The following is a 19,623-nucleotide window of genomic DNA, read 5'->3' as shown; positions in this document are numbered from 1 at the left end:
CACCGCCATCGGGTCAACCGGATTCCCCCGGCCCCGATCACCGCCCGCCCGTGAAGGTGATGCCGTTCGTGATCTGCTTCTGGGCCAGGAAGAAGATCGCCAGGCACGGCAGCGTGATCAGCACCGAGGTTGCCATCAGCAACGGGGTGTCGGTGCCGTTGACGGACTGGAAGCCGGCCAGAGCCAGCGGCAGGGTCTTCCACTGGTCGGAGTTGATGTAGATCGCCGGGCCGAGGAAGTTGTTCCAGTAGCCCATGAACAGCAGGATCGAGATCGCCACCACCGCGGGACGCGCCAGCGGCAGGTAGACGAGCAGGAACATCTTGAACCACCCGCACCCGTCGACCACTGCGGCGTCGGCCAGCTCGGCCGGCATCCGGGAGAAGAACTGCCGGAACAGGAAGATGTAGAACGGCGACCCGAAGAACGCGGGCAGGATCAGCGGGTACAACGTGTCGATCATGCCCAGGTTGTTGAACAGCATGAACTGGGGAACCATCGTCACCTCCCCCGGCAGCAGCATCGTCGCCAGGACGACGGCGAACACGACCCCGGAGAACCGCACCCGCAGCCGCGCGAACGCGAACCCGGCCAGCGCGCAGGAGAACACCGTGCCGACGATCGGGATCAGCGTGGTGAGCATCGAGTTCAGCGCGTACCGCCAGAACGGGAACGACGTGATCGCCCGGGTGTAGTTGCCCCAGAGGAACTCGCTCGGCCAGATGCTCGCGCCGGCGTTGCCGACCCCGGCGAGCGAGCGCAGCGACGTCGCGATCATCCAGAGGAACGGGTACACGAAGGCGAGCGATCCGAGCCCCAGTACGACGTACAGCACGAGCGTGAGTGGCAGGTTGCGCCGCCAGTAGGGCCGGTCCGCGCGGCGAACGGTCGCTGCCGTGTCGGTGGCGCGGCCGGTGTCGACCAGTGCGGCCATGGCTCAGCCCCTCCTCACGCGCGGACGGCGGCGCCGCCCGCCCATCTCGGTCTCGTAGTAGATCGCGAACGCGCTCCCGCGCAGCGTCACGGCGGTCAGCGCCATGATGATGACGAACAGGATCCAGGCCAGCGCCGACGCGTAGCCCATCCGGAAGTTCTGGAACGCGTTGTCGTACAGGTAGTAGACGAAGAACAGCAGCGAGTCCTTGGGGCCGCCGTTGACGATGAAGCCCTGGGTGAAGATCTGCAGGGCGCCGATGATGCCGGTCAGCACGTTGAACAAGATGATCGGGCTCAGCTGCGGCAGCGTGACGTGCCAGAACAGGCGCAGCGGTCCGGCACCGTCGAGCGCCGCGGCCTCGTACAGCGTGGTCGGCACGTCCTTCAGTCCGGCCAGGTAGATCACCATCGCGCCGCCGACCGTCCACAGACTCATCAGGATCACCGTCGGCAGCGCCCAGGATGCGTCGTTGAACCAGCCCGGCCCGGCGATCCCGACCTTGCCGAGCATGTCGTTCACCAGCCCGTACTGCGGGTTGAAGACCCAGAGGAACAGCACGATCTGGGCCACGCCGGACACCAGGCTCGGCAGGTACCAGATCGTGCGGAACAGCCGGATCCCCGGCAGGTCGACGTTCATCAGCAGGGAGACGGCGAACGCGAGCGCGGTCTGCAGCGGCACGCTGATCACGGCGTACAGCAGGGTGACCTTGATCGCCTGAGCGACGCGCGGGTCCTGGAAGGCCTCGGAGTAGTTGGCCACGCCGACGAACTCCGGCGGCGTGATCAGGTCCCACGAGGTCAGGCTGACGTAGATCGAGGACAGCATCGGGCCGACGGTGAAGATCAGGAAGCCGATCAGCCAGGGCGAGATGAAGAGCCAGAACGCGATCGTCTTGTCGGCTCGCGGCCACTTGCGCAACGCCCCGTACGCCGCAAGCCCGATCACGGCGTACAGGACGATCAGCAGGACCAGGAACGGGACCAGCGGCACCAGGACCGCGGGAACTCCCCAGGACTCCGCGAGCTGGCGGATCCATCCGATGGTCGGGTTCACGGTCTACCTCACTGCTTCAGGGCCGCGGTGCACTTGTCGTTGAGGCCGGGCAGGACCTTGGCCACGTCGTCCTTGCCGCTGCCCAGCGGCGTGTAGCTGGTGATGCCCTTGTCGGCGTCACCGGCGATCTGTCCCTCGCGCGGCACCGACGGGCTGATCTGGCCGGTCTTCATCGCGGTGGTGAAGGCCGCGAGGTTGCGCCCGGCCGGCAGCACCTTCTCCAGCGTCGGCGTCGAGGCGGCGATGATCGGTACGCCGAGCGCGGTGTTGCCCTGGATCAGCAGGTCCTGAGCCACCTGCTGCGTGCTGGCGAACTCGACGAACTTCTTGGCGGTCTCGGCCTTCTTGCCACCCGCGTTCTTCGCGATCGCCAGGCCACCGATCTCCAGCGGGAATCCCTGGCCCGGCACCGGGACGAGGGTCCAGTTCGGCTTGCTGATCTTGGCGAAGTCGGCGACCGTCCATGGCCCGAAGTCGCTGAAGGTGCCGAGCCGGCCGGCCGCGAACCACTGCGCCTGGTCCTGGCCCTCGATGTCGATCGAGTTCGGCGCGACGCGCTCCTTCTGCAGGTCGACGATGTACTGCGCGGTCGAGATGCCCTGGCTGTCGCCGAACGTGCAGGCGGTGGCGTCGGCGTTGTAGAAACCGCCGCCGGCGGCCGTCAGCCAGCCCTTGAACCACATGTTGCTGGTCCCGAACACGCGGTTCTTGCCCTCGCCGTGGGACAGCTTCGCGGCGATCGTCCTGAACCCGTCCAGGGTCAGCGGCGTGGTCGGGCTCGGCGCCGGCAGCCCGGCGGCCTTGAAGGCGTCGAGGTTGACCGCCATCACCTTCGGCTTCGCGGTGAACGGGGTGGCGTAGTACTTGCCCTCGAACTTCAGTGCCTCGGAGATGTTCGGCTGGACGAACTTGCCGGGGTCGACCTGCTGCTCGGCGAAGCTCGGCGCGAACCCGGCCAGGGTGTTGTTGCTGATCTCGATCACGGTGGACTGCGTTCCGGCCGCGATCGAGGTCTGCAGCTTCTGCTCGTAGTCGGCCTGGATCCAGTTGGTGGTGACCTTGGTGCCCGGGTTGGCCTGCTCGAAGGCGGCCGCGATCGCCTTCAGCGAGGCGGCCTCGGAGTTGGTGCCCCAGAACGAGAAGGTGATGTCGCCGTTCTCGTCGCCGCCACCGCTGTTGGCGGCCGGCTGGCTGCCGGTCGCACATCCGGCGGCGAGCAGCAGGGCGGTGAGTCCGGCTCCGAGCGGGAGCAGGCGGTTGCGAAGTTTCATGAGGGGTCCTTCGTCTCTGTGGTCACCCGGACGGTCCCGCCGGGCTGGATCGTGCTGGTGCCGGCCGATCCGACGGTCACCGTGAGCGGCCCCGGTCCGCTGTGCACGGTGACCTCTGTCGTGTGCCGTCCTTCTTGGGCGATGCGGAGGTCCCACCCGCCGACCCGGACGTGGTCGGCGGTCAGTCGGCCGATGTCGGCCGGCAGGTGGGAGTCGATGGACAGGGTGGCCGCCGCGGCGTCCGGTCGCAGCCCGAGCAGCCCCGCCACCAGGTGGTGCACGACGGTGAACGAGACCTCGGGATAGTCGTCGCGGCTGTCGATCAGGTGGCGCAGCCAGCGCCAGGCGGACTCGTCGCGGCCGTGCCGGAAGAACACCTCGGGCAGGTAGCTGAAGGCTTCGATGTTCTTCGGCGGCGACAGCTCGAGCTGCTGCTCGACGAAGTCCAGGAACAGCTCGTTGTGCGGGCCGTCGCCGGTGAGTCCGGTCATCGGCCCGATCCAGCTCGCCTCCAGACCCCAGCCGAAGTCGAGACCGTGGTCGACGGTCCGGCCGCGGGCGAACCGGCCGTGCCGCTCGTCCCACCAGGTCGCCAGGAACTCCTGCTGGATCTTGTCCGCACGCTGCCCGTACTCGTCGCCGTACCGGCGCGCGAGCGCGTTGAGGGCGGCGTACTGCAGGGCGATTCCGTCCGCGGCGACGATCAGCGGGTGCTCGGCGTCCTGCTCGTTGTACGTCGCGGAGCCGACGAAGATGTCACCGGTCCCGGGAGCTTCCGGTACGCCGTCGCCGTCGTGGTCGTGCGCCGCGACGAACTCGCCGACCGATCGCCGGTAGTACGCCGCGAGGTCGGGATCGTCGAGCCAGCGCCGGTCGCCGGTCCACTCGTACTGCTCCAGGGCGCGCCAGGTCAGGTCGAAGACGGCGGGGATCTCCCGCACGAACTCGTCGTCGCCGCGGTAGTCGAGCGCGGCGATCGCGCCGTCGAAGTGGAACGCCCAGACCGGGTACCACTTGCGGACCGCAGTGGCGGACGCGGCGAAGTGCTTCAGCATCGCGAAGTTCTCCGCGTCGAGGCCGAGTAGATGCGCACCGCCGGCCTGGTGGCAGACGTCGCGTGAGTAGAACATCTCCCGCGACGGATACCCCGCCCAGTACGACGGCAGGTTGGCCGGCGCGGCGTCCGTCATCACCCACGCCAGCGCGCGCTCACGCGCCCAGGCGAAGGCGTTCTCGACGTACGCGCTGTCCGACGTGACGGTCGGCTCCGGCATCGCGGCCACCTTTCGACGAATCCGTGTTTAGCGGTAAAATTAGCACGGATGGCGCATTCGTCAATACCTTGGGTGCAGCCTTATTTTACCGCTATAGTCAATGCCGAGAGTGAAGTCCCGACGACAGGAGTCGCCATGCCCGTCCCGCTCCAGGCCTCCTTCGAGGTGCGCTCCTCCGACGGCTCGACCACCCGGACCGCCACGGTCTCGGCCGGCTCGGTCCGCGTGCTGGACGCGCCGGCGACCGGAGTGCAACTGGTCGAGCTCGTCGCCGCGGACCTGCGGGCGGAGCCGGTGCGGATCCGGTGGACCTGGCCGGTCGAGGGCGCGGCGACGCTGTGGCAGGCGACTCAGGGGTCGCACCGCAACCTCCCGACCGACTGGGGCTCGCAGCGCGACGTCCGCTCGGTCCGGTCGGCGCCGGTCGCCGCGTTGGTGCGGACCGACGACGTGAGCCCGCTGGTCGTGTCCTTGTCGTCCGGCGTGCGGGGCTGCGACTTCGCCGTGGGGGTGAACGAGGAGACCGCCGAGCACCTGGTCGAGCTCGTGGTCGACGACGTCGAGCTGGTCGACGGGCAGCACCGGTTCACGCTCAGGATCGATCTGCGCGCGCTGCACTTCGCCGCCGGGCTGCGGGGGGTCACCGACGCGTGGACGGCCGAGCTCGGCGACCGGATCGTGCCGGTGCCGGAGGTCGCGCGCACCGCGATGTACTCGACCTGGTACTCCGACCACCAGCACGTGTCCGAGGAGTCCGTGGAGCGGCACGCGTCCACCGGCGCGCAGTACGGGTGCAGCGCGGTGATCGTCGACGACGGCTGGCAGACCGACAACACCGCGCGCGGTTACGCGTACTGCGGTGACTGGGAGCCGACCAGCAGCAGCTTCCCCGACATGGCCGAGCACGTCCGGCGGGTGCACGCGCTCGGCGTCGCCTACGTGCTGTGGATCGCGCCGCCGCTGATGGGCCGGCACTCGAAGGCCTGGGACCGGTTCGGCGACCGGGCGCTCGGATTCCTCGACGACGAGCAGACCACGGTCGCACTCGACCCGCGGTACCCGGAGGTCCGCGAGCATCTGGTCGAGTGCTGCGTCCGGCCGGTGCGCGACTGGGGTGTGGACGGGCTGAAGATCGACTTCATCGACAGCTGGGCCTGGAAGAACCCGCCGCCCGCGCCGGAGGGCGACTGCGCGACGGTCGACGAAGGCGTCGAGCTGTTCTTCGCCGCGGTCCGGGACGAACTGCAACGGTTACGGCCGGACCTGCTGATCGAGTTCCGGCAGGACTACGTGAACCCGCGGCTGTGGCAGTACGGGACGTTCCTGCGCGCGGGCGACTGCGCTCTGGACGCGGTGGAGAACCGGGTCCGCACGGTCGACGCGCGGCTGCTCGCCGGCGACCGGGCGGTGCACTCGGACATGCTGATGTGGCATCCGGAGGCGTCGCCGGAAGCCGTGGCCGAGCAGTTTATCGGGGTGCTGTTCAGTTCGGCGCAGGTGTCGGTGGAGCTCGGTTCGTTGCCGGAGGCACACGATCGCGTGGTGCAGTACTGGCTCGGGTTCCTGCGCGATCATGCGGCGACGCTGCTGCGGGGCGAGTTGGTGCCGGTGCGGCCCGACGCCCGGTACACGCAGGTCGCGGCGATCTCGGCCGAGGAGACGATCGTGGCGGTGTACTCGAATCCCGTCGTCCGGCTGAACGCGCCGGCCGGCGTACTGCTGCTGGTGAACGGCGGGAACGAGCCGACCGTGCTGCTCGACGGTGCCGGTGACGGGCCGGTCGAGGTCGTCGTGTCGGACTGCTCGGGCGTCGAGGTCGGGCGGCGTACCGCGACTCCGCCGGAAGGGTTGTGGGCGCTCGACGTACCGGTCGGTGGGGTGGCCAGGATCGAGCGAGTCGCCGGGTGACGCACGGCGCTGGTTGGATGGGCGTGACGAAGGGGGATTGATGGCGACCGAGCGGAAGAGCCGGCGGACGACCGTGGCCGACGTGGCGCGGAAGGCCGGGGTGTCGGCGATGACCGTGTCCAACGTGCTGAACGCGCCGCACCGGGTGAGCGACCAGACGGTGGCGTCGGTGCAGGCCGCGATCGACGAGCTCGGGTACACGCCGAACCACGCCGCCCGCGCGTTGTCGTCCGGCCGCAGCCAGGTGATCGGCCTGCCGCTGTACCTGGACGACGACGTGGACCCGGGGCTCGGTGGTTTCCTGCACGGCCTGCTGGGCGGGCTGGTGAAGGCCGCCGCGGTCTCCGGGTACGGCGTGCACGTGACGACGCCGACCGAGGGCAAGACCGAGATCGCGTTGTACGAGCAGCTGATCGCCGCGCGGCAGGTCGACGCGATCGTCGTCCTGGAGACGATGCCGCACGATCCACGGATCGAGTTCCTCAGCGCGAAGGGGTTTCCGTTCGTGGCGTTCGGACGCACCGGTCCCGGGCAGCGGCAGTGCTGGGTCGACGTGGACAACGTCGAGTCGATGGCGGCGATCGGGCGGTACCTGCACACGAAGGGGCGCTCGCGTGCGGCGTACCTGCGAACGATGAGTGAGCTGCCGTGGGTGCACCAGCGGGAGGAAGGGTTCCGGCGGGAGTTCTCCGCTCCGCACTCGACGGAGTCGTTCGACGACCTCGATCGCGTCGGTGCTTTCGTCACGGCCGCGATGGAGTGCGAGCACCGCCCGGACGTGTTCGTGGCCGACAACGACGCGTTCGCCGTGGTCGCGATGCGGGCGCTGCAGCGCCTGGGGGTGAAGGCCGGCGAGGAGGTCGCGGTCACCGGCTTCAACGACTTCCCGTTCGCGAGCATGCTCGACACTCCACTGACCACGGCACGGATCCCGCTGCGGGACATCGCGCACAGCCTGTTCCAGCGCGCCTTGCGGGAGATCGCCGGTGAGTCCGACCAGCCGGGGTGCCTGGTGACCGCTCCCCTGGTCGTCCGCGCCAGCGCCTGAGGCGCAGCGGGTCGTCGACGAGCTGGACCGCGCGTCGTCTCACCTGGGGAAAACCCCTGCGGGGCCCGTCGGTGCGGCTGTTAGGTTCACCGAGGCGGTGACGACGTGAGGAGTGGCGATGGTGGTCAGCACGGAAGCATTGATCGGGATCGCACTGATCGAACTGGGTCTCGTGGTGATGCCCGGGCCGAACATGATCTACCTCGTCTCGCGGTCGGTCGTCCAAGGGCGCCGCGCCGGGCTCATCTCGCTGGCGGGCGTTGGCACCGGGTTCCTGATCTACCTGCTGGCGGCGGCTGCCGGACTCGCGACGTTGTTCGCGCTGGTGCCGGAGATCTACGTCGGGCTGAAGCTCGCCGGCGCGGTCTACCTGCTCTGGCTGGCCTGGAAGGCGCTGCGCCCCGGCGGCAGCTCGGCGTTCACCCCGAACGCCCTGGAACCGGACCGCCCGCGGAAGCTCTTCGGTATGGGCCTGCTCACCTGCCTGCTGAACCCGAAGATCGCGATCCTCTACATCTCGTTGCTGCCGCAGTTCGTGGATCCGTCGCGGGGGCACGTCGGTGCCCAGAGCCTGATCCTCGGGCTCGTGCAGACCGCGGTCGGCGTCCTGGTGAACGCGATCTTCGTGATCACCGCCGGTTCGGTCGCGATCTTCTTCAGCCGCAAACCGCTGTGGGCCAAGATCCACCGCTATGTGACGGGCACCGCCCTGGCCGTGTTCGCCGTGAAGCTCGCCACCGACCGAGCCCAGCCGGTCGCGGCTCCGTAGCCCACCGACCCGGTACGGTCGCGGGATGGGGTGGACGGATGGACCGGTGCACGGCCCGGTGTCGCGGGTGGTGGTGATCGGCGTCGCCGGGGGTGGGAAGTCGACGGTGGCTCGGGGGTTGAGCGGGCGGCTCGGCGTACCGCAGGTCGAGCTGGATGCGTTGTTCTGGCAGGCCGGGTGGACGAAGCTCGGGGAGGACGAGTTCGTGGAGCGGGTCGCGGCGGCGACGGCGTCTGGTGGTTGGGTTGTCGACGGCAACTACTCGGCGCGGATCCGGGCCATCACCTGGGGAGCGGCCGATGCCGTGGTGTGGGTGGATCTGCCGCGGGTGGTCGTGATGTGGCAGCTGATCCTGCGCACCCTCCGGCGGACGGCGACCGGCGTCGAGCTGTGGAACGGGAACCGCGAGCGGCCGCTCAGGGATCAGCTCAGCGGGGATCCGTCGCGGTCGATCGTGGTGTGGGCCTGGCGGACGTACGGACCGAGCAAGCGTGAGTACGAGGCGGTGGATCAGGCCGCGTTCCCGCAGGCTCAGTTCATCCGGCTGCGGTCCCGGCGTCAGGTGCGGCGGTTTCTGAGCTGATCACCTTTCTGGCCAGAGTCAGGGTGACCAGTACGCCGAGGACGCCCGCGCAGGTGATGGTCAGGTTGGGGCGGACGAAGGTGCCGACGACCCCGGCCAGGGCGATGGTCACGCCTTGGACTGTCATCAGGCCGCTGGTTTGGACGGTGAAGAGGCGACCTCGGTACGACGGGTCGGCGGTGGCCAGGATCATCGGGTCGATGGCCTGGTTGAAGGCGTGGCCGCTTCCAGCGACGGCGAGCAGGACGGCCGCGCCTGCGACCGACGGGGTGAAGGCGAAGGCGATCGCGGGGAGTTGGGTTGCCAGGAGCAAGGGAACGAGGAGTCTGCGGCGGGTCGCGGGACTGAGGCGCGTGGCAACCACCTCGCCCAGGACGGTGCCGGCGGCGTAGCCCGTGAAGAGGGCACCGGCGGCAGACGCGGCGGCGCCGGTTTGGGCGGCGTACGCGACGGCCAAGCCGTCGGGGACGGCGGAGAAGGCGGGGGCTGCCCAGGTGAGCAGGAGCAGGTTGCGGACCTTGGGCGTCGTGAAGAGGTAGTGGAGGCCTTCGCGCGAAGCCTGCAGGGTGTTGCCGCCGGCTCCTGGTGCTGGGGTCGGCGGCGTACCGAAGCGGATCAGTACGGCGGAGAGCGCGAAGGTCAGGACGTCGAGGGCCAAGAGCCAGGTCGGACCGATCGCGGCGACCGCGATCGCGCCCAGGGCGAAGCCGGTGAGGACCGTGGTTTGGCTGATCGTGCGCAGCAGGGATCGGCCGGTCGGGAAGAGGTTAGCGGGGAGCAACTGGGTGAGGCTGGCCGAGCGGGCACCGGCGAAGATCGGGGCGATCAGGCCCGTGAGCAGCAGCAGCCCGAGCAGGGCTGCGACCGGTAGGCCGGGGATGAGCATGGCCGCGATGCACAGCGCGCTGAGGAGATCGCAGGTCACCAGGAGCGGGCGAGCTGGGTAGCGGTCTGCGATGGACGAGAAGACTGTGCCGCCGAGGGCGTACGGCAGGAACGAGCAGACCAGGACGAGCGCGGAGAGCAAAGGTGAGCCGGTGCGGTCGAAGATCAGGATGGAGAGCGCGACCTGGGCCGCGACGGTGCCGACCATGGAGACGGCGTGCGCGGTGAACACGGCGCGGAGGCCGGGGATGCGCAGGACGGACAGGTAACTGGTCGACTGCGCGGGCCTGGTCGACTGCGGGGCGCTGGCTGGCTGCGTACTCACGCTGCGAGCGTGACCCCACGACAGCATCACGGACTATAGTTTCGGAAATGACCGAAAGTTCGTGCCGATGACCGTCCTGCGGTTCAGCCGGGCCGACGCGCTGCGGTGCCGGTTCGGGATGTCGCCGCTGTGGGAGACGGTGTCGGCGGTGCGCGTGCTGAACGGGAGCAAGCACCGGCCGCTCTACTCTCCCTGGGTCGCGGCGAAGGCCGAGGCGGCAGCGCGGCTCGACCTGACCATGCTGCGGGCAGTGCAGCCGCGGAGCGGATTCACGCCGGACTTCCTCACTCCCCCGCCGAAGGCTTCGCGGGCCAAGTTCAGTACGGAGATCGCGCGGGTCCGGACCGCGCCGCTCGACGTCGTACGGGCTGAGCTCATCAGGTCGCGGGACGAACTGAACAACCCGGCGGCGCCCGCGATCGACCGGATGCTGGCCGATCCGGCCGGTACGCGGGAGCGGTTCGCCGACCAGATCGAGAGCGCCTGGACCACTCTGATCGAGCCCGACTGGCCGGCGATCAGTCGCGTGCTCGAGGACGACATCGCTCACCGCGGTGAACAGTTGACCAGCGGCGGACTCGCGAAGCTCTTCGACGACCTGCATCCCACGCTGTCCTGGAACGACCGCCTGATCGCGTCCCGCTACCGCGAGCCGGACAGCGAGCTGACCGGCGAGGGCCTGCTCCTGGTTCCCGGCGCCTTCGCCTGGCCGTACCTGGTCGCAGTAGTTGCCCCCGGCTACCAACCGACGCTGGTCTACCCGGCCCGCGGCGCGGCCCGCCTCTGGGACGACGCACCGGCCGCACCCGACCCCCTGGCCACCCTGCTCGGCCGCACGCGCGCGACCCTGCTGACGGCGCTGGACCCGCCCGCTACGACCAGTGCGCTCGCGGCGCAGTACGGGCTGGCACTGGGCACCGTGGCTGAACATCTCAAGGCCCTGTACGGCGCTGGGCTGGTGACCCGGCGTCGGACGAGCCACCAGGTGCACTACCGGCGTACGGACGTCGGGCAGGCCGTGGTCGACGCATCCGTCGGCTAAGGGCACCGACGCGTCAGAATGCTGGAGTGATCAAGGTCCCGAAGGCTGTAGCGCTCAGCAAGAAGCACATGCGCAGGTGGCCGGCATCGCTCGCGGTGCTCGTCGTACTGGCGCTGCAGGTGGCTGTGCCGGCGCAGGTGCTGTCGCTCCCCCGCTGGCTGCTGCCTGCGATGGGTGCCGCGCTGTTGGTGCCGCTGGTGTGGATGAACCCGTTCCACCTGAGCCGCGACGAGCCCTGGCTCCGGTGGGTCGAGCTGGCGCTGCTGGGCGCACTCGTGGTGTTCAACGGGATCTACCTGGCCGGGCTGATCGACTACCTGACCTCCGGCAACGCCACCGACGGCATGGTGCTGGTGAAGTCCGCGCTGCTGATCTGGGTGACGAACGTCGTGGCCTTCGCGGTCTGGTACTGGGAAGTCGACCGCGGTGGGCCGTTCGCGCGGGCGCCCGAGCACGAGCACGAGGTGGAGCGGGCGGACCTGCTGTTCCCGCAGATGACGGCCGAGATCCCGGGGTGGGAGAAATGGCTGCCCGGGTTCACCGACTACCTCTTCGTGGCGTTCACGGCGGCGACCGCGTTCAGCCCGACCGACACGATGCCGCTGTCGGCGCGAGTCAAGGCGCTGATGACAGTGCAGTCGGCGATCTCGCTGCTCACGATCGCGGTGGTCGCGGCCCGGGCGGTCAACGTGCTCTGACCACGACGACGACCAAGGCCTGGAAACACCCTCGACGCCGTGTAATGGGTGTGACAGCATGACGCCCATGACACAGGATGCTGCCCGGACCAAGTCGATCGGTCTCGGTTTCGCGCTCTTCTCGGCGATCACGTTCGGCGGGTCGGGGCCGTTCGCCAAGGCCCTGATCGGCGCCGGGATGTCGCCGCAGCAGGCCGCCTGGCTGCGGATCCTGGGCGCCGCCGCCCTGCTCGTCCCGCTGGTGCTGATCTTCCGCGGCGCGGCCGGGCTCCGGGCCGCGCGCGCGTCCTGGCCGCAGCTCGTGCTGTACGGCCTGACCGGGATCGCCGGCTGCCAGACGCTGTTCTTCATCGCCGCGAGCCGGCTGCCGGTCGGCGTGGCGATCCTGCTCGAGTTCTCCGGGCCGGTACTGGTCGTCGCGTGGCTCAAGTTCGGCCGGAAGGTCGCCGTGCCGAAGTCGGCCGCGCTCGGCGTCGGGATCGCGCTGGTCGGGCTCGCGACCGTGGTCGAGGTCTGGTCCGGCGTCCAGCTCGACCTGGTCGGCCTGCTCGCCGGGCTCGGCGCGGCCGCGTGCCAGGCGACGTACTTCATCCTGATCGACAAGCTGACCGGCGTCGCCGACCCGCTGGTGATGACGGCCGCGGGCAGCGTCGTCGGCGCGATCCTGCTGACCGCGATCGCGGCACCCTGGGGCATTCCGTGGAACGCGCTCACCGACACGATCGCGATCGGCGAGCGATCGGCGCCTGGCTGGTTGTTCGCGGCCTGGCTGATCGTGGTCAGCACCGTCGTCGCGTACCTGGCCGGCGCGGCCGCGGTCCAGCGGCTCTCGGCGGCGATCGGCGGAGCGGTCGCGTACGTCGAGGTGGTGGCCGCGACCTTGTTCGCCTGGATCCTGCTCAACGAGACGCTGAGCACCAACCAGATCATCGGTGGCGCGATCGTGCTGCTCGGCGCGTTCGTCGCGCAGTCGTCGGTCGGCAAGGTGGCGCCGGCCGAGATCCCGATCACCGATGAGGTTCCGGAGTCGGTGCGAGGATAGGCCGCATGGAGCTGACAGTTGAGGGCGGACGGATCCGGGGCGTCACGACCGGCGGCGTGACGGCGTACCTGGGCGTCCCGTACGCCGGAAGCCCGGTCGGCTACGCGGCACCGAAACCGGTCACCCCGTGGGACGGGGTGCGCGACGCGACCGAGCTGGGGCCGACCGCGCCGCAGCCGCCGTACGACCCGCCCTTCGACGTCCTGCTGACGAACCCGACGCAGGACGGCGACGAGTTCCTCAACGTCAACGTGTGGACGCCGGGCGGCGACGGGCTGCCGGTGATGGTGTGGATCCACGGCGGCGCGTTCCGCAACGGGTCCAACGCCACACCGGCGTACGACGGGAGCGCGTTCGCCCGGGACGGTGTCGTGCTGGTCGGCGTCAACTACCGGCTCGGCGTGCAGGGCTTCGGCGTACTGCCGGACGCGCCCAGCAACCGCGGACTGCTCGACCAGCTCGCGGCGCTGCGCTGGGTCCGGGACAACATCGCCGCGTTCGGCGGCGACCCCGAGCAGGTGACGATCTTCGGTCAGTCGGCCGGCGGGATGAGCGTGGCGACGCTGCTCGCTGTGCCGGCGGCGAAGGGGCTGTTCCGCCGCGCGATCGTGCAGAGCGGGTCGGCTGAGGCGACTGCACTGGACAGCGACTTGGCACTCGTCACGGCCGAGGTGGCCAAGCGGCTCGGCGTACCGGCGACTGCTGCCGGGCTGGAGTCCGTGGAGACGGCTGAGCTGATCGCCGTCCAGCAGCAGGTGTCTGCTGAGCTCCGGGCTGCGCCCGACCCGGCTCGGTGGGGTGTGACGACGGTGCAGGCGGGTGGCGGCATCATGCCGTTCTTCCCGGTGATCGACGGGCAGCTGATCGACCAGCAGCCGCTGGCTGCGATCAGAGGCGGCGCTGCGACTGGTGTCGAGGTGATGGCCGGTACGACGCGGCACGAGTTCAACCTGTTCAGTGTGCCCAGTGGAGTCGCTGCGAGCATCACTGCTGAGGCCCTGCCCGTTCTGCTCGGGCGGGCTGGGCTGGACCCGGCTCTGGCGCTGCAGTACACCGGTACGCCGGGTGAGATCTTCACGGCGATCAGCAGCGAGCGCGCCTTCACCCAGCCGACCATCCGGCTCGCTGAGGCGCAGCAGGCAGCAGGCGGTACGGCGTACGTGTACGAGTTCAGCTGGGAGTCGCCGCTGGAGGGGCTGGGCTCCTGCCACTCGCTGGAGCTGCCGTTCGTGTTCGACACTCTGTCGACGGCGACGTCTCCGCTCTTCGGGTCGGAGCCGCCGCAAGAGCTGGCCGACCGGGTGCACGCCGCCTGGGTGAGCTTCGCGAAGACCGGGAGCCCGGGCTGGTCGCCGTACGACACGACCACCCGGGCCATCCAGGTCTTCTAAAGCAGGGCGTCCACCAGCTCCCGCGGCAGGCCGTGGGTCTCGTGCAGGTACTCGAAGTCGCTCTCGTCGAGCGGCTTGCGGAAGCGGTCGTGGCTGAGGATCTTCCGGCCACGGTCGAGCAGGTTGGTGAAGCGGATCTCCTCGTCGATCATGATCCGCCGCACCAGCGTGACCAGTTCGCCCTGGTGGAAGTGGTCCAGGGTCTGCTGGAACAGCTCGATCGGCAGGTCCGACAGCGAGCGGGTCTCGTCGTCGCGCCACAGGATCGTCAGCACCCGGCGGATCAGCCGGCGCAGCACGTAGCCGCGACCGGTGTTCGACGGGTGCACGCCGTCGCCGACGATCACGATGCTGGAGCGGAGATGGTCGATGACGATCCGCTCCGACTCCTCGTCCAGTTTCCACAGCTTCGGAACGGTCTGCGTCCAGGGCTCGAACAGGCTCGTCTCGTACACCGACTGCTTGCCCTCGAGCAGCATGGTCAGCCGCTCCAGACCGAGGCCGGTGTCGATGTTGCGCTGCTCCAGTGGCTCCAGCGAGCCGTCGTCGAGGCGGCGGTAGCGCATCATCACGTGGTTCCACACCTCGACCCAGCGGTCGTCGGTGGTCGGCGTGCCCTCGGGCGAGCCTTCGCCGGTCCAGACGAAGATCTCCGAGTCCGGGCCGCACGGACCGGTCGGGCCGTTCGACCACCAGTTCTCGTCGGTGGTCAGCTCGATCGGCAGCCCGAGCGACTGCCAGGTGCGCAGCGACTCCTGGTCCAGCTCGACCTGGTCGTCGCCGCCGAACACAGTGACGTACAGCTGCCCGGGGTCGATCCCGAACCGCTCGGTGAGCAGCTCGTACCCCCAGCGCAGGGTCTGCTCGCTGCCGTAGTCGCCCATCGACCACGAGCCGAGCATCTCGAACACGGTCAGGTGGGTCGGGTCGCCCACCTCGTCCAGGTCGGTCGTGCGCAGACATCGCTGCACGCCGACCAGGCGCCGTCCCAGTGGATGTGGTTCGCCTTCCAGGTACGGCGTGAGCGGGTGCATGCCGGAAGTGGTGAAGAGCACCGGATCACCGGGGCGCGGGATCAGCGAGGATCCCGTGGTCGGGGTGTGGCCGTGCTCGGTGAAGAAGTCGACGAAGGTCTTGGTGATGGTCATTTCGGGTCCTTGGGGTGTGGACCGGAAACGATGTGCAGGCCTCGGAAACGCGAAAACCGGCGGACCGTTTCCGGTCGCCGGTTTCTGTGAGAAGAGGTCAGGCCGCGGCAGCCGGAGAGCGGGAAGCTCGTACGGCTGCGGCAAGGCGCGACATCTGATGCATGTCCCCAAGAGTACACACTTTTGGTCAGACGTCGAGCAGGCCGCGGAGCTTGGCGCCGGACCGGGCCCAGGTCCACTCGGCCTCGACCCACGCGCGGCCGGCCCGGCCGAATGCTTGCGCACGGCCCGGATCGGTCAGCAGTTCGATCAGCCGGACCGCGGTCGCGACCGGGTTGTACGGGTCGACCAGATACCCGGTCTCGCCGTGGCGGACGGTGTCCGCCGTACCGCCCGAGTCGCCGACGACCACCGGCTTCCCGGTCGCCGCCGCCTCGAGCGTGACGATGCCGAGGGCCTCCGGCTCGAGGCCGAAGCGGCGCGTCCGGGTGGGCATCGCGAAGACGTCGGCAGCGTCGACGTACGGCGGAAGGTCCTGCCAGGGAACGGCTCCGGTGAAGCGGACCGCGTCTCCGAGTGGTTTGGCGAGCGTCTCCAGGCGGTGGCGATCGGGGCCGCCGCCGACGAGCAGCAGGACAGCATCCGGTACGGCGGCCAGGACGCGGGGCCAGGCGCGGATCAGGGTGTCCTGGCCTTTGCGGGGGATCAGGCGGGAGACGCAGGCGACGACCGGGCCTCGGAGGCCGAGGCGTTCGCGGACCTCGTCTCCCCCGCAGCCGGGGAAGAATCTGGCCGTGTCGACGCCCGGCGTCAGGCGCTCGATCGTTGCCTTGGGCGACAACGCGCGGGCGATTCGCTGCTCGCACCAGGCCGAGACGGTGGTGACGGCGTCGGCGGAGTCGCCGATCCTTCGGAGCGCTTGACGGGTCGCCGGGAGGCTCGCCCACCAGGTTTCGTGACCGTGGCTGAGGGCAACGATTCGCTGGGCGCCGGCCTGGCGCAGCGCCGGGCCCATCAGACCGAGCGGCGCGGCGGCGCCGAAGAGGACGCGGTCGGCGTCGTACTCGTGCAGGAGCTGGACGGCGCGGCGGGTGACGCGAGGTGTGGGCAGGAGCATCGAGGTGCGGTCGCGGATCACCGGGAAGTCCAGCGTGCGGTCGTAGGACTTGTCGGCTGATGTGTGAGAGGTGAAGACCACCGGATCCGGCAGCTCGTCGCACAGTGCCCGGACGAAGGTCTCGATGCCGCCTTGTCTCGGCGGGAAGTCGTTGGTGACGACCAGGACCGTCATTTGACCAGTGGCGGGACGGGGTCGCCGTGCTCGGTCCCCCAGGCCCGGCCCATCGCGATGCGTTCGGGTGGGGTCGGGTGGCTGGCGAACATCCAGTAGCGCCAGGCGCTCGGTTCGAGGCCGGAGATGTTCGTCACCGACAGCGCGTGCTGCATCTCGACGAAGTCCTTCGGGTCGTTCGTCAGCCGCAGCGAGTGGTAGTCGGCGCGGGCCTCGATCTTGCGGCTGACCAGGTTCTGCACCGGGGCGGCCAGCGTCGTCCCGGACACGATCAGGGCCAGCAGCAACGCCGTACGCCGTGGGTCGGCCATCCGGGCCCCGAGCAACAACCGCAGCAGCACCACGGCGAACGCCGCGCCGAGCGTCCCGATCAGCGTCCCGTGCAGGACGTCGTCCTCGGCCGCGTGCCCGAGCTCGTGCGCGACCACGAGCCGGACCTGCGCGGGCGTCGCGTCGTTCAGCAGCGTGTCGTACACGACCAGCCGCCGCGTCGACCCGAAGCCGGACACGTACGCGTTGAGCGCGGTCGTCCGCTTCGACGCATCGGCAACTAGGACATCCTTCACCGGTACGCCGTCCTCGCGCGCGAGTTGCATGAACGCGTCGCGCTGCGCTCCGGGCGCCATCGAGGTGAAGTCGTTGAACCGCGGCTCGACCAGCACCGGGTAGGCGAACGACACCCCGAGCACCAGCACCGCGCCGGCGATCGCGGCCGGCGCCCACCACCAGGTCCGCCACTTCTTCGCCAGCGCGATCAGGCCGAGCGCGATCGCGATCAGGGCGACCGACATCAGCAGCCAGTTCACCGCGCGGTCGCGCAGCCACAGCCCCCAGCTCTCGGTCGACAGTCCGTAGTCGCGGGTGACCTGCTCGGCCAGCGCGTCGGTCGGCAGCGTGATCACCGAGGTCAGCAGCCCGAGCGCGGCGACCAGCACCGGGACGGCCAGCCACCAGCGGCGCAGCCGCAGTACGTCGTACAGGCGTTTGCCGAGCGGGCTGAATCCGATCGCGAGCGGGACGACCACCGAGAGCACCCAGGAAGTCGTTGACCACGGCAACAAAGCGTGCCGGAACCGTTGCTGGCGGTCGATCTCAGCGCTGGTGAAGTCGAGCGCGGGATCGGGCTTCGGCAGGTCGATCAGGTGCCAGGGCGTGGTGGTGACGATCACCACCACCAGGGCGGCGGCGACCAGCAGACCGGCGATCCAGGGGGCGCGCCGGTCAGACACCGGCGAGCCGCTTGATGTAGTTCTGCCAGTCGGCGACGAACTGCTGCTCGGTGGTGCCCAGCACGGTGCGGAACGCGTCGGCCAGCCCGGTCGGGCTCTTCGACGCGTGCACGGTCCGGTAGAACTTGACCAACTTGCTCTGTCCTTCCCGCTCGGCGATCAGGCGGCACGCCAGCCAGCCCGACTCGTAGGCCTGCGGGAGCTCCGTCGACGACGCGGCGAACGCCTCCGGGGCCGGCAGCCCCTTCGGGACCTTGCCCGCCCGGATCGCCTTGAACAGCTCCTTCGCCGCCGACTCGTCCTGCACGGACACGGCGGTGAAGGCGACGTAGTCAGCGAACCCTTCGGCCAGCCACAACGGTACCGGCGAGGCGGTAGCGGTCGAGGCGACGTGGGTGGTCTCGTGGGTCAGCACGATCCGCCGGCCCTGCTTGCCGAGCTCGTCGAACAGCTTCGGGTTCGCGACGATCCGGACCGGGGCGCCGACCTGCGGGGTGTCCAGCTCGGCCATCGTGACGGCCGCGATCTGGGTGTAGGTGCCCTGCTGGGCGCCGAGCACGTTCTCCATCTGGGACTGCTTGGACGGCAGGTAGATGACCGCCTTCTGCCGCCAGTTGCGGCCCCAGACCTTGCTGACCGAGTCGACCGCGCGGTCGGTGACCTCGGCGTAGTCGTCGGCGTTGGCCTGGGAGTCGAGGCTGATCACCAGGCTGTGCTCGCTCTTGGCGACGTCGATGCTGCCGAGCGCCCAGATCGGCCGGCGCTGACCGGCGACGAAGCGCTCCGAGAAGGAGGCGGCGTACGTCGTACCGTCGTCGCGGGTGACGAACGTGACCGGCAGGGTCTCGCGCGCCGGCTTCGCGTCGAAGCCGGTGAGCTGCCAGGAGACCTCGACCTGGGCGAGCCAGGACTCGGTGCCGCCGAGCTGGCGGGTGCGGTCCGGCTCGAGGGCGGCCGGGTCGTCGCTGACGTAGCGCAGCTGGAAGGTCGCGAGCGGGAGCTTGCCGAGGTTGGTGTAGATCGTGCGGGCCTGCTCGTCGAAGCTCTTGGCCTGCGGGTCGATCGCGGCGAGGAACTCGGTGCGGTTCTCGGCACGGACGGCGTCGACCATCTTCTGCAGCACGGCCTCGCCGGCAACGGCCCGTCGTACACCCTCGGAGGCTTCATCGGGGGTCGTGGAGGTCTGGCCGGGGCTGGGCGTGCCGTTCGGCCCGGCCTGGTCGGCGGGATCGTCGCCGAGCTGCTGGATGCCGGCGAACGCCGCGACACCGACCACCCCGACCGCGGCGCCGAGGGCGATCCGCTTGACGAGAGGCTTGGGCAGGGGCCAGACAACACCCTTCCAGGAACCTTCGCCTGGGGGTTTGTCACTGCTTCCGAGAAGAGCAAGTTGAGGATCTGCTGTGGCCGGCGCCGGCCGTTCAGCTGCGGTCTTGATCTCGCCTGCGGGAGCGTCGTCCCACCAGCCGCCACCTGTGACCGGAGTCTTCTCCGGGCGGCGTGCGGCGTGCTGGGCGGGGATGACCACGGTCGTCTGGTCCGACGGCGGCTTGCCCGCGGGGTCGCCACGAGGCGGAACGGCAGGCAGCGGCGTCGTGTCGCGCTGGTCCTCGTTCACCTCGGCCCCTTGCTGCTCACCTGCCCCCGTCCGGGGAGTCACTTTAGGCGTCCTCCCCGACAGGAGAACACACCGGTGGTGAAACGACGCGGCCCCGGGGGTACTTCC

The 19,623-nt window shown here is 69.7% G+C and carries 17 protein-coding genes; 8 read left to right on the top strand and 9 right to left on the bottom strand.

Going from position 1 to position 19,623, the window contains the following annotated elements:
- Positions 1–37: 37 nt before the first annotated feature.
- The 4 genes from HDA39_RS04705 to HDA39_RS04690 are packed head-to-tail and all read right to left on the bottom strand — an operon-like array spanning position 38 to position 4,538.
- On the bottom strand, positions 38–934 hold the full coding sequence (locus tag HDA39_RS04705) for a carbohydrate ABC transporter permease (protein WP_184794009.1): 897 nt from the start codon (positions 932–934) through the stop codon (positions 38–40).
- Positions 935–937: 3 nt separating this feature from the next.
- Positions 938–1,993: an ABC transporter permease subunit gene (locus HDA39_RS43610; protein WP_202892871.1), complete on the bottom strand. Its 1,056-nt coding sequence runs from the start codon at positions 1,991–1,993 to the stop codon at positions 938–940.
- An 8-nt stretch (positions 1,994–2,001) separates the two neighbouring features.
- Positions 2,002–3,264, bottom strand: coding sequence for an extracellular solute-binding protein (locus tag HDA39_RS04695; RefSeq protein WP_184794008.1), 1,263 nt, complete (start codon positions 3,262–3,264; stop codon positions 2,002–2,004).
- Positions 3,261–4,538, bottom strand: a complete 1,278-nt coding sequence (locus HDA39_RS04690; protein ID WP_184794007.1) for a glucosidase family protein — start codon at positions 4,536–4,538, stop codon at positions 3,261–3,263. The genes HDA39_RS04695 and HDA39_RS04690 overlap by 4 nt, the downstream gene beginning before the upstream one ends.
- 135 nt (positions 4,539–4,673) lie before the next feature.
- On the opposite strand from HDA39_RS04690, the gene HDA39_RS04685 reads away from it, so the two are divergent.
- The 4 genes from HDA39_RS04685 to HDA39_RS04670 all read left to right on the top strand — a co-directional run bounded on the left by HDA39_RS04685 (position 4,674) and on the right by HDA39_RS04670 (position 8,846).
- The gene (locus HDA39_RS04685; RefSeq protein ID WP_184794006.1) at positions 4,674–6,446 is read left to right on the top strand and encodes a glycoside hydrolase family 36 protein; all 1,773 of its coding nucleotides are present in this window, start codon (positions 4,674–4,676) and stop codon (positions 6,444–6,446) included.
- A 40-nt stretch (positions 6,447–6,486) separates the two neighbouring features.
- Positions 6,487–7,494 (top strand): LacI family DNA-binding transcriptional regulator, encoded by a 1,008-nt coding sequence (locus tag HDA39_RS04680; protein ID WP_184794005.1) that lies wholly within the window; start codon positions 6,487–6,489, stop codon positions 7,492–7,494.
- Positions 7,495–7,612: 118 nt separating this feature from the next.
- Complete coding sequence (locus tag HDA39_RS04675) at positions 7,613–8,263, top strand: LysE family translocator (protein ID WP_202892870.1); 651 nt, start codon at positions 7,613–7,615, stop codon at positions 8,261–8,263.
- 25 nt (positions 8,264–8,288) lie between these two features.
- Positions 8,289–8,846 carry a P-loop NTPase family protein gene (locus HDA39_RS04670; protein ID WP_184794004.1) on the top strand — a complete coding sequence of 186 codons (558 nt, stop codon included), beginning with the start codon at positions 8,289–8,291 and terminating at the stop codon, positions 8,844–8,846.
- Here HDA39_RS04670 and HDA39_RS04665 read toward each other — a convergent pair.
- Positions 8,800–10,056, bottom strand: coding sequence for an MFS transporter (locus HDA39_RS04665; protein ID WP_337925628.1), 1,257 nt, complete (start codon positions 10,054–10,056; stop codon positions 8,800–8,802). The genes HDA39_RS04670 and HDA39_RS04665 overlap by 47 nt on opposite strands.
- Positions 10,057–10,123: 67 nt before the next feature.
- Here HDA39_RS04665 and HDA39_RS04660 point away from each other — a divergent pair, with 67 nt between their 5' ends.
- The 4 genes from HDA39_RS04660 (at position 10,124) to HDA39_RS04645 (ending at position 14,229) form a co-directional block, all read left to right on the top strand.
- Positions 10,124–11,098: a DUF5937 family protein gene (locus HDA39_RS04660; protein ID WP_202892869.1), complete on the top strand. Its 975-nt coding sequence runs from the start codon at positions 10,124–10,126 to the stop codon at positions 11,096–11,098.
- Positions 11,099–11,124: 26 nt separating this feature from the next.
- Positions 11,125–11,796, top strand: coding sequence for a DUF1345 domain-containing protein (locus HDA39_RS04655; protein WP_202892868.1), 672 nt, complete (start codon positions 11,125–11,127; stop codon positions 11,794–11,796).
- A gap of 67 nt (positions 11,797–11,863) precedes the next feature.
- Positions 11,864–12,838, top strand: a complete 975-nt coding sequence (locus HDA39_RS04650) for an EamA family transporter (protein ID WP_184794003.1) — start codon at positions 11,864–11,866, stop codon at positions 12,836–12,838.
- 5 nt (positions 12,839–12,843) lie between these two features.
- Complete coding sequence (locus tag HDA39_RS04645; protein WP_184794002.1) at positions 12,844–14,229, top strand: carboxylesterase/lipase family protein; 1,386 nt, start codon at positions 12,844–12,846, stop codon at positions 14,227–14,229.
- Here HDA39_RS04645 and HDA39_RS04640 read toward each other — a convergent pair.
- From HDA39_RS04640 to HDA39_RS04625, 4 genes are all read right to left on the bottom strand, one after another.
- A complete protein-coding gene (locus HDA39_RS04640) occupies positions 14,226–15,377 on the bottom strand; it encodes an alanine--tRNA ligase-related protein (RefSeq protein ID WP_184794001.1) in 1,152 nt (383 codons plus the stop codon). The genes HDA39_RS04645 and HDA39_RS04640 overlap by 4 nt on opposite strands.
- Positions 15,378–15,564: 187 nt before the next feature.
- Positions 15,565–16,668, bottom strand: a complete 1,104-nt coding sequence (locus HDA39_RS04635; protein ID WP_184794000.1) for a glycosyltransferase family 4 protein — start codon at positions 16,666–16,668, stop codon at positions 15,565–15,567.
- Entirely contained in the window at positions 16,665–17,897 is a 1,233-nt protein-coding gene (locus HDA39_RS04630) for a M48 family metalloprotease (RefSeq protein WP_184793999.1), read from the bottom strand. The genes HDA39_RS04635 and HDA39_RS04630 overlap by 4 nt, the downstream gene beginning before the upstream one ends.
- Positions 17,890–19,515: a hypothetical protein gene (locus HDA39_RS04625; protein ID WP_337925627.1), complete on the bottom strand. Its 1,626-nt coding sequence runs from the start codon at positions 19,513–19,515 to the stop codon at positions 17,890–17,892. The genes HDA39_RS04630 and HDA39_RS04625 overlap by 8 nt, the downstream gene beginning before the upstream one ends.
- Positions 19,516–19,623: the final 108 nt, after the last annotated feature.

The organism is Kribbella italica (assembly GCF_014205135.1).
GTDB classification, from domain to species: Bacteria; Actinomycetota; Actinomycetes; order Propionibacteriales; family Kribbellaceae; genus Kribbella; species Kribbella italica.
This window is presented reverse-complemented; position numbering and strand designations above follow the sequence as displayed.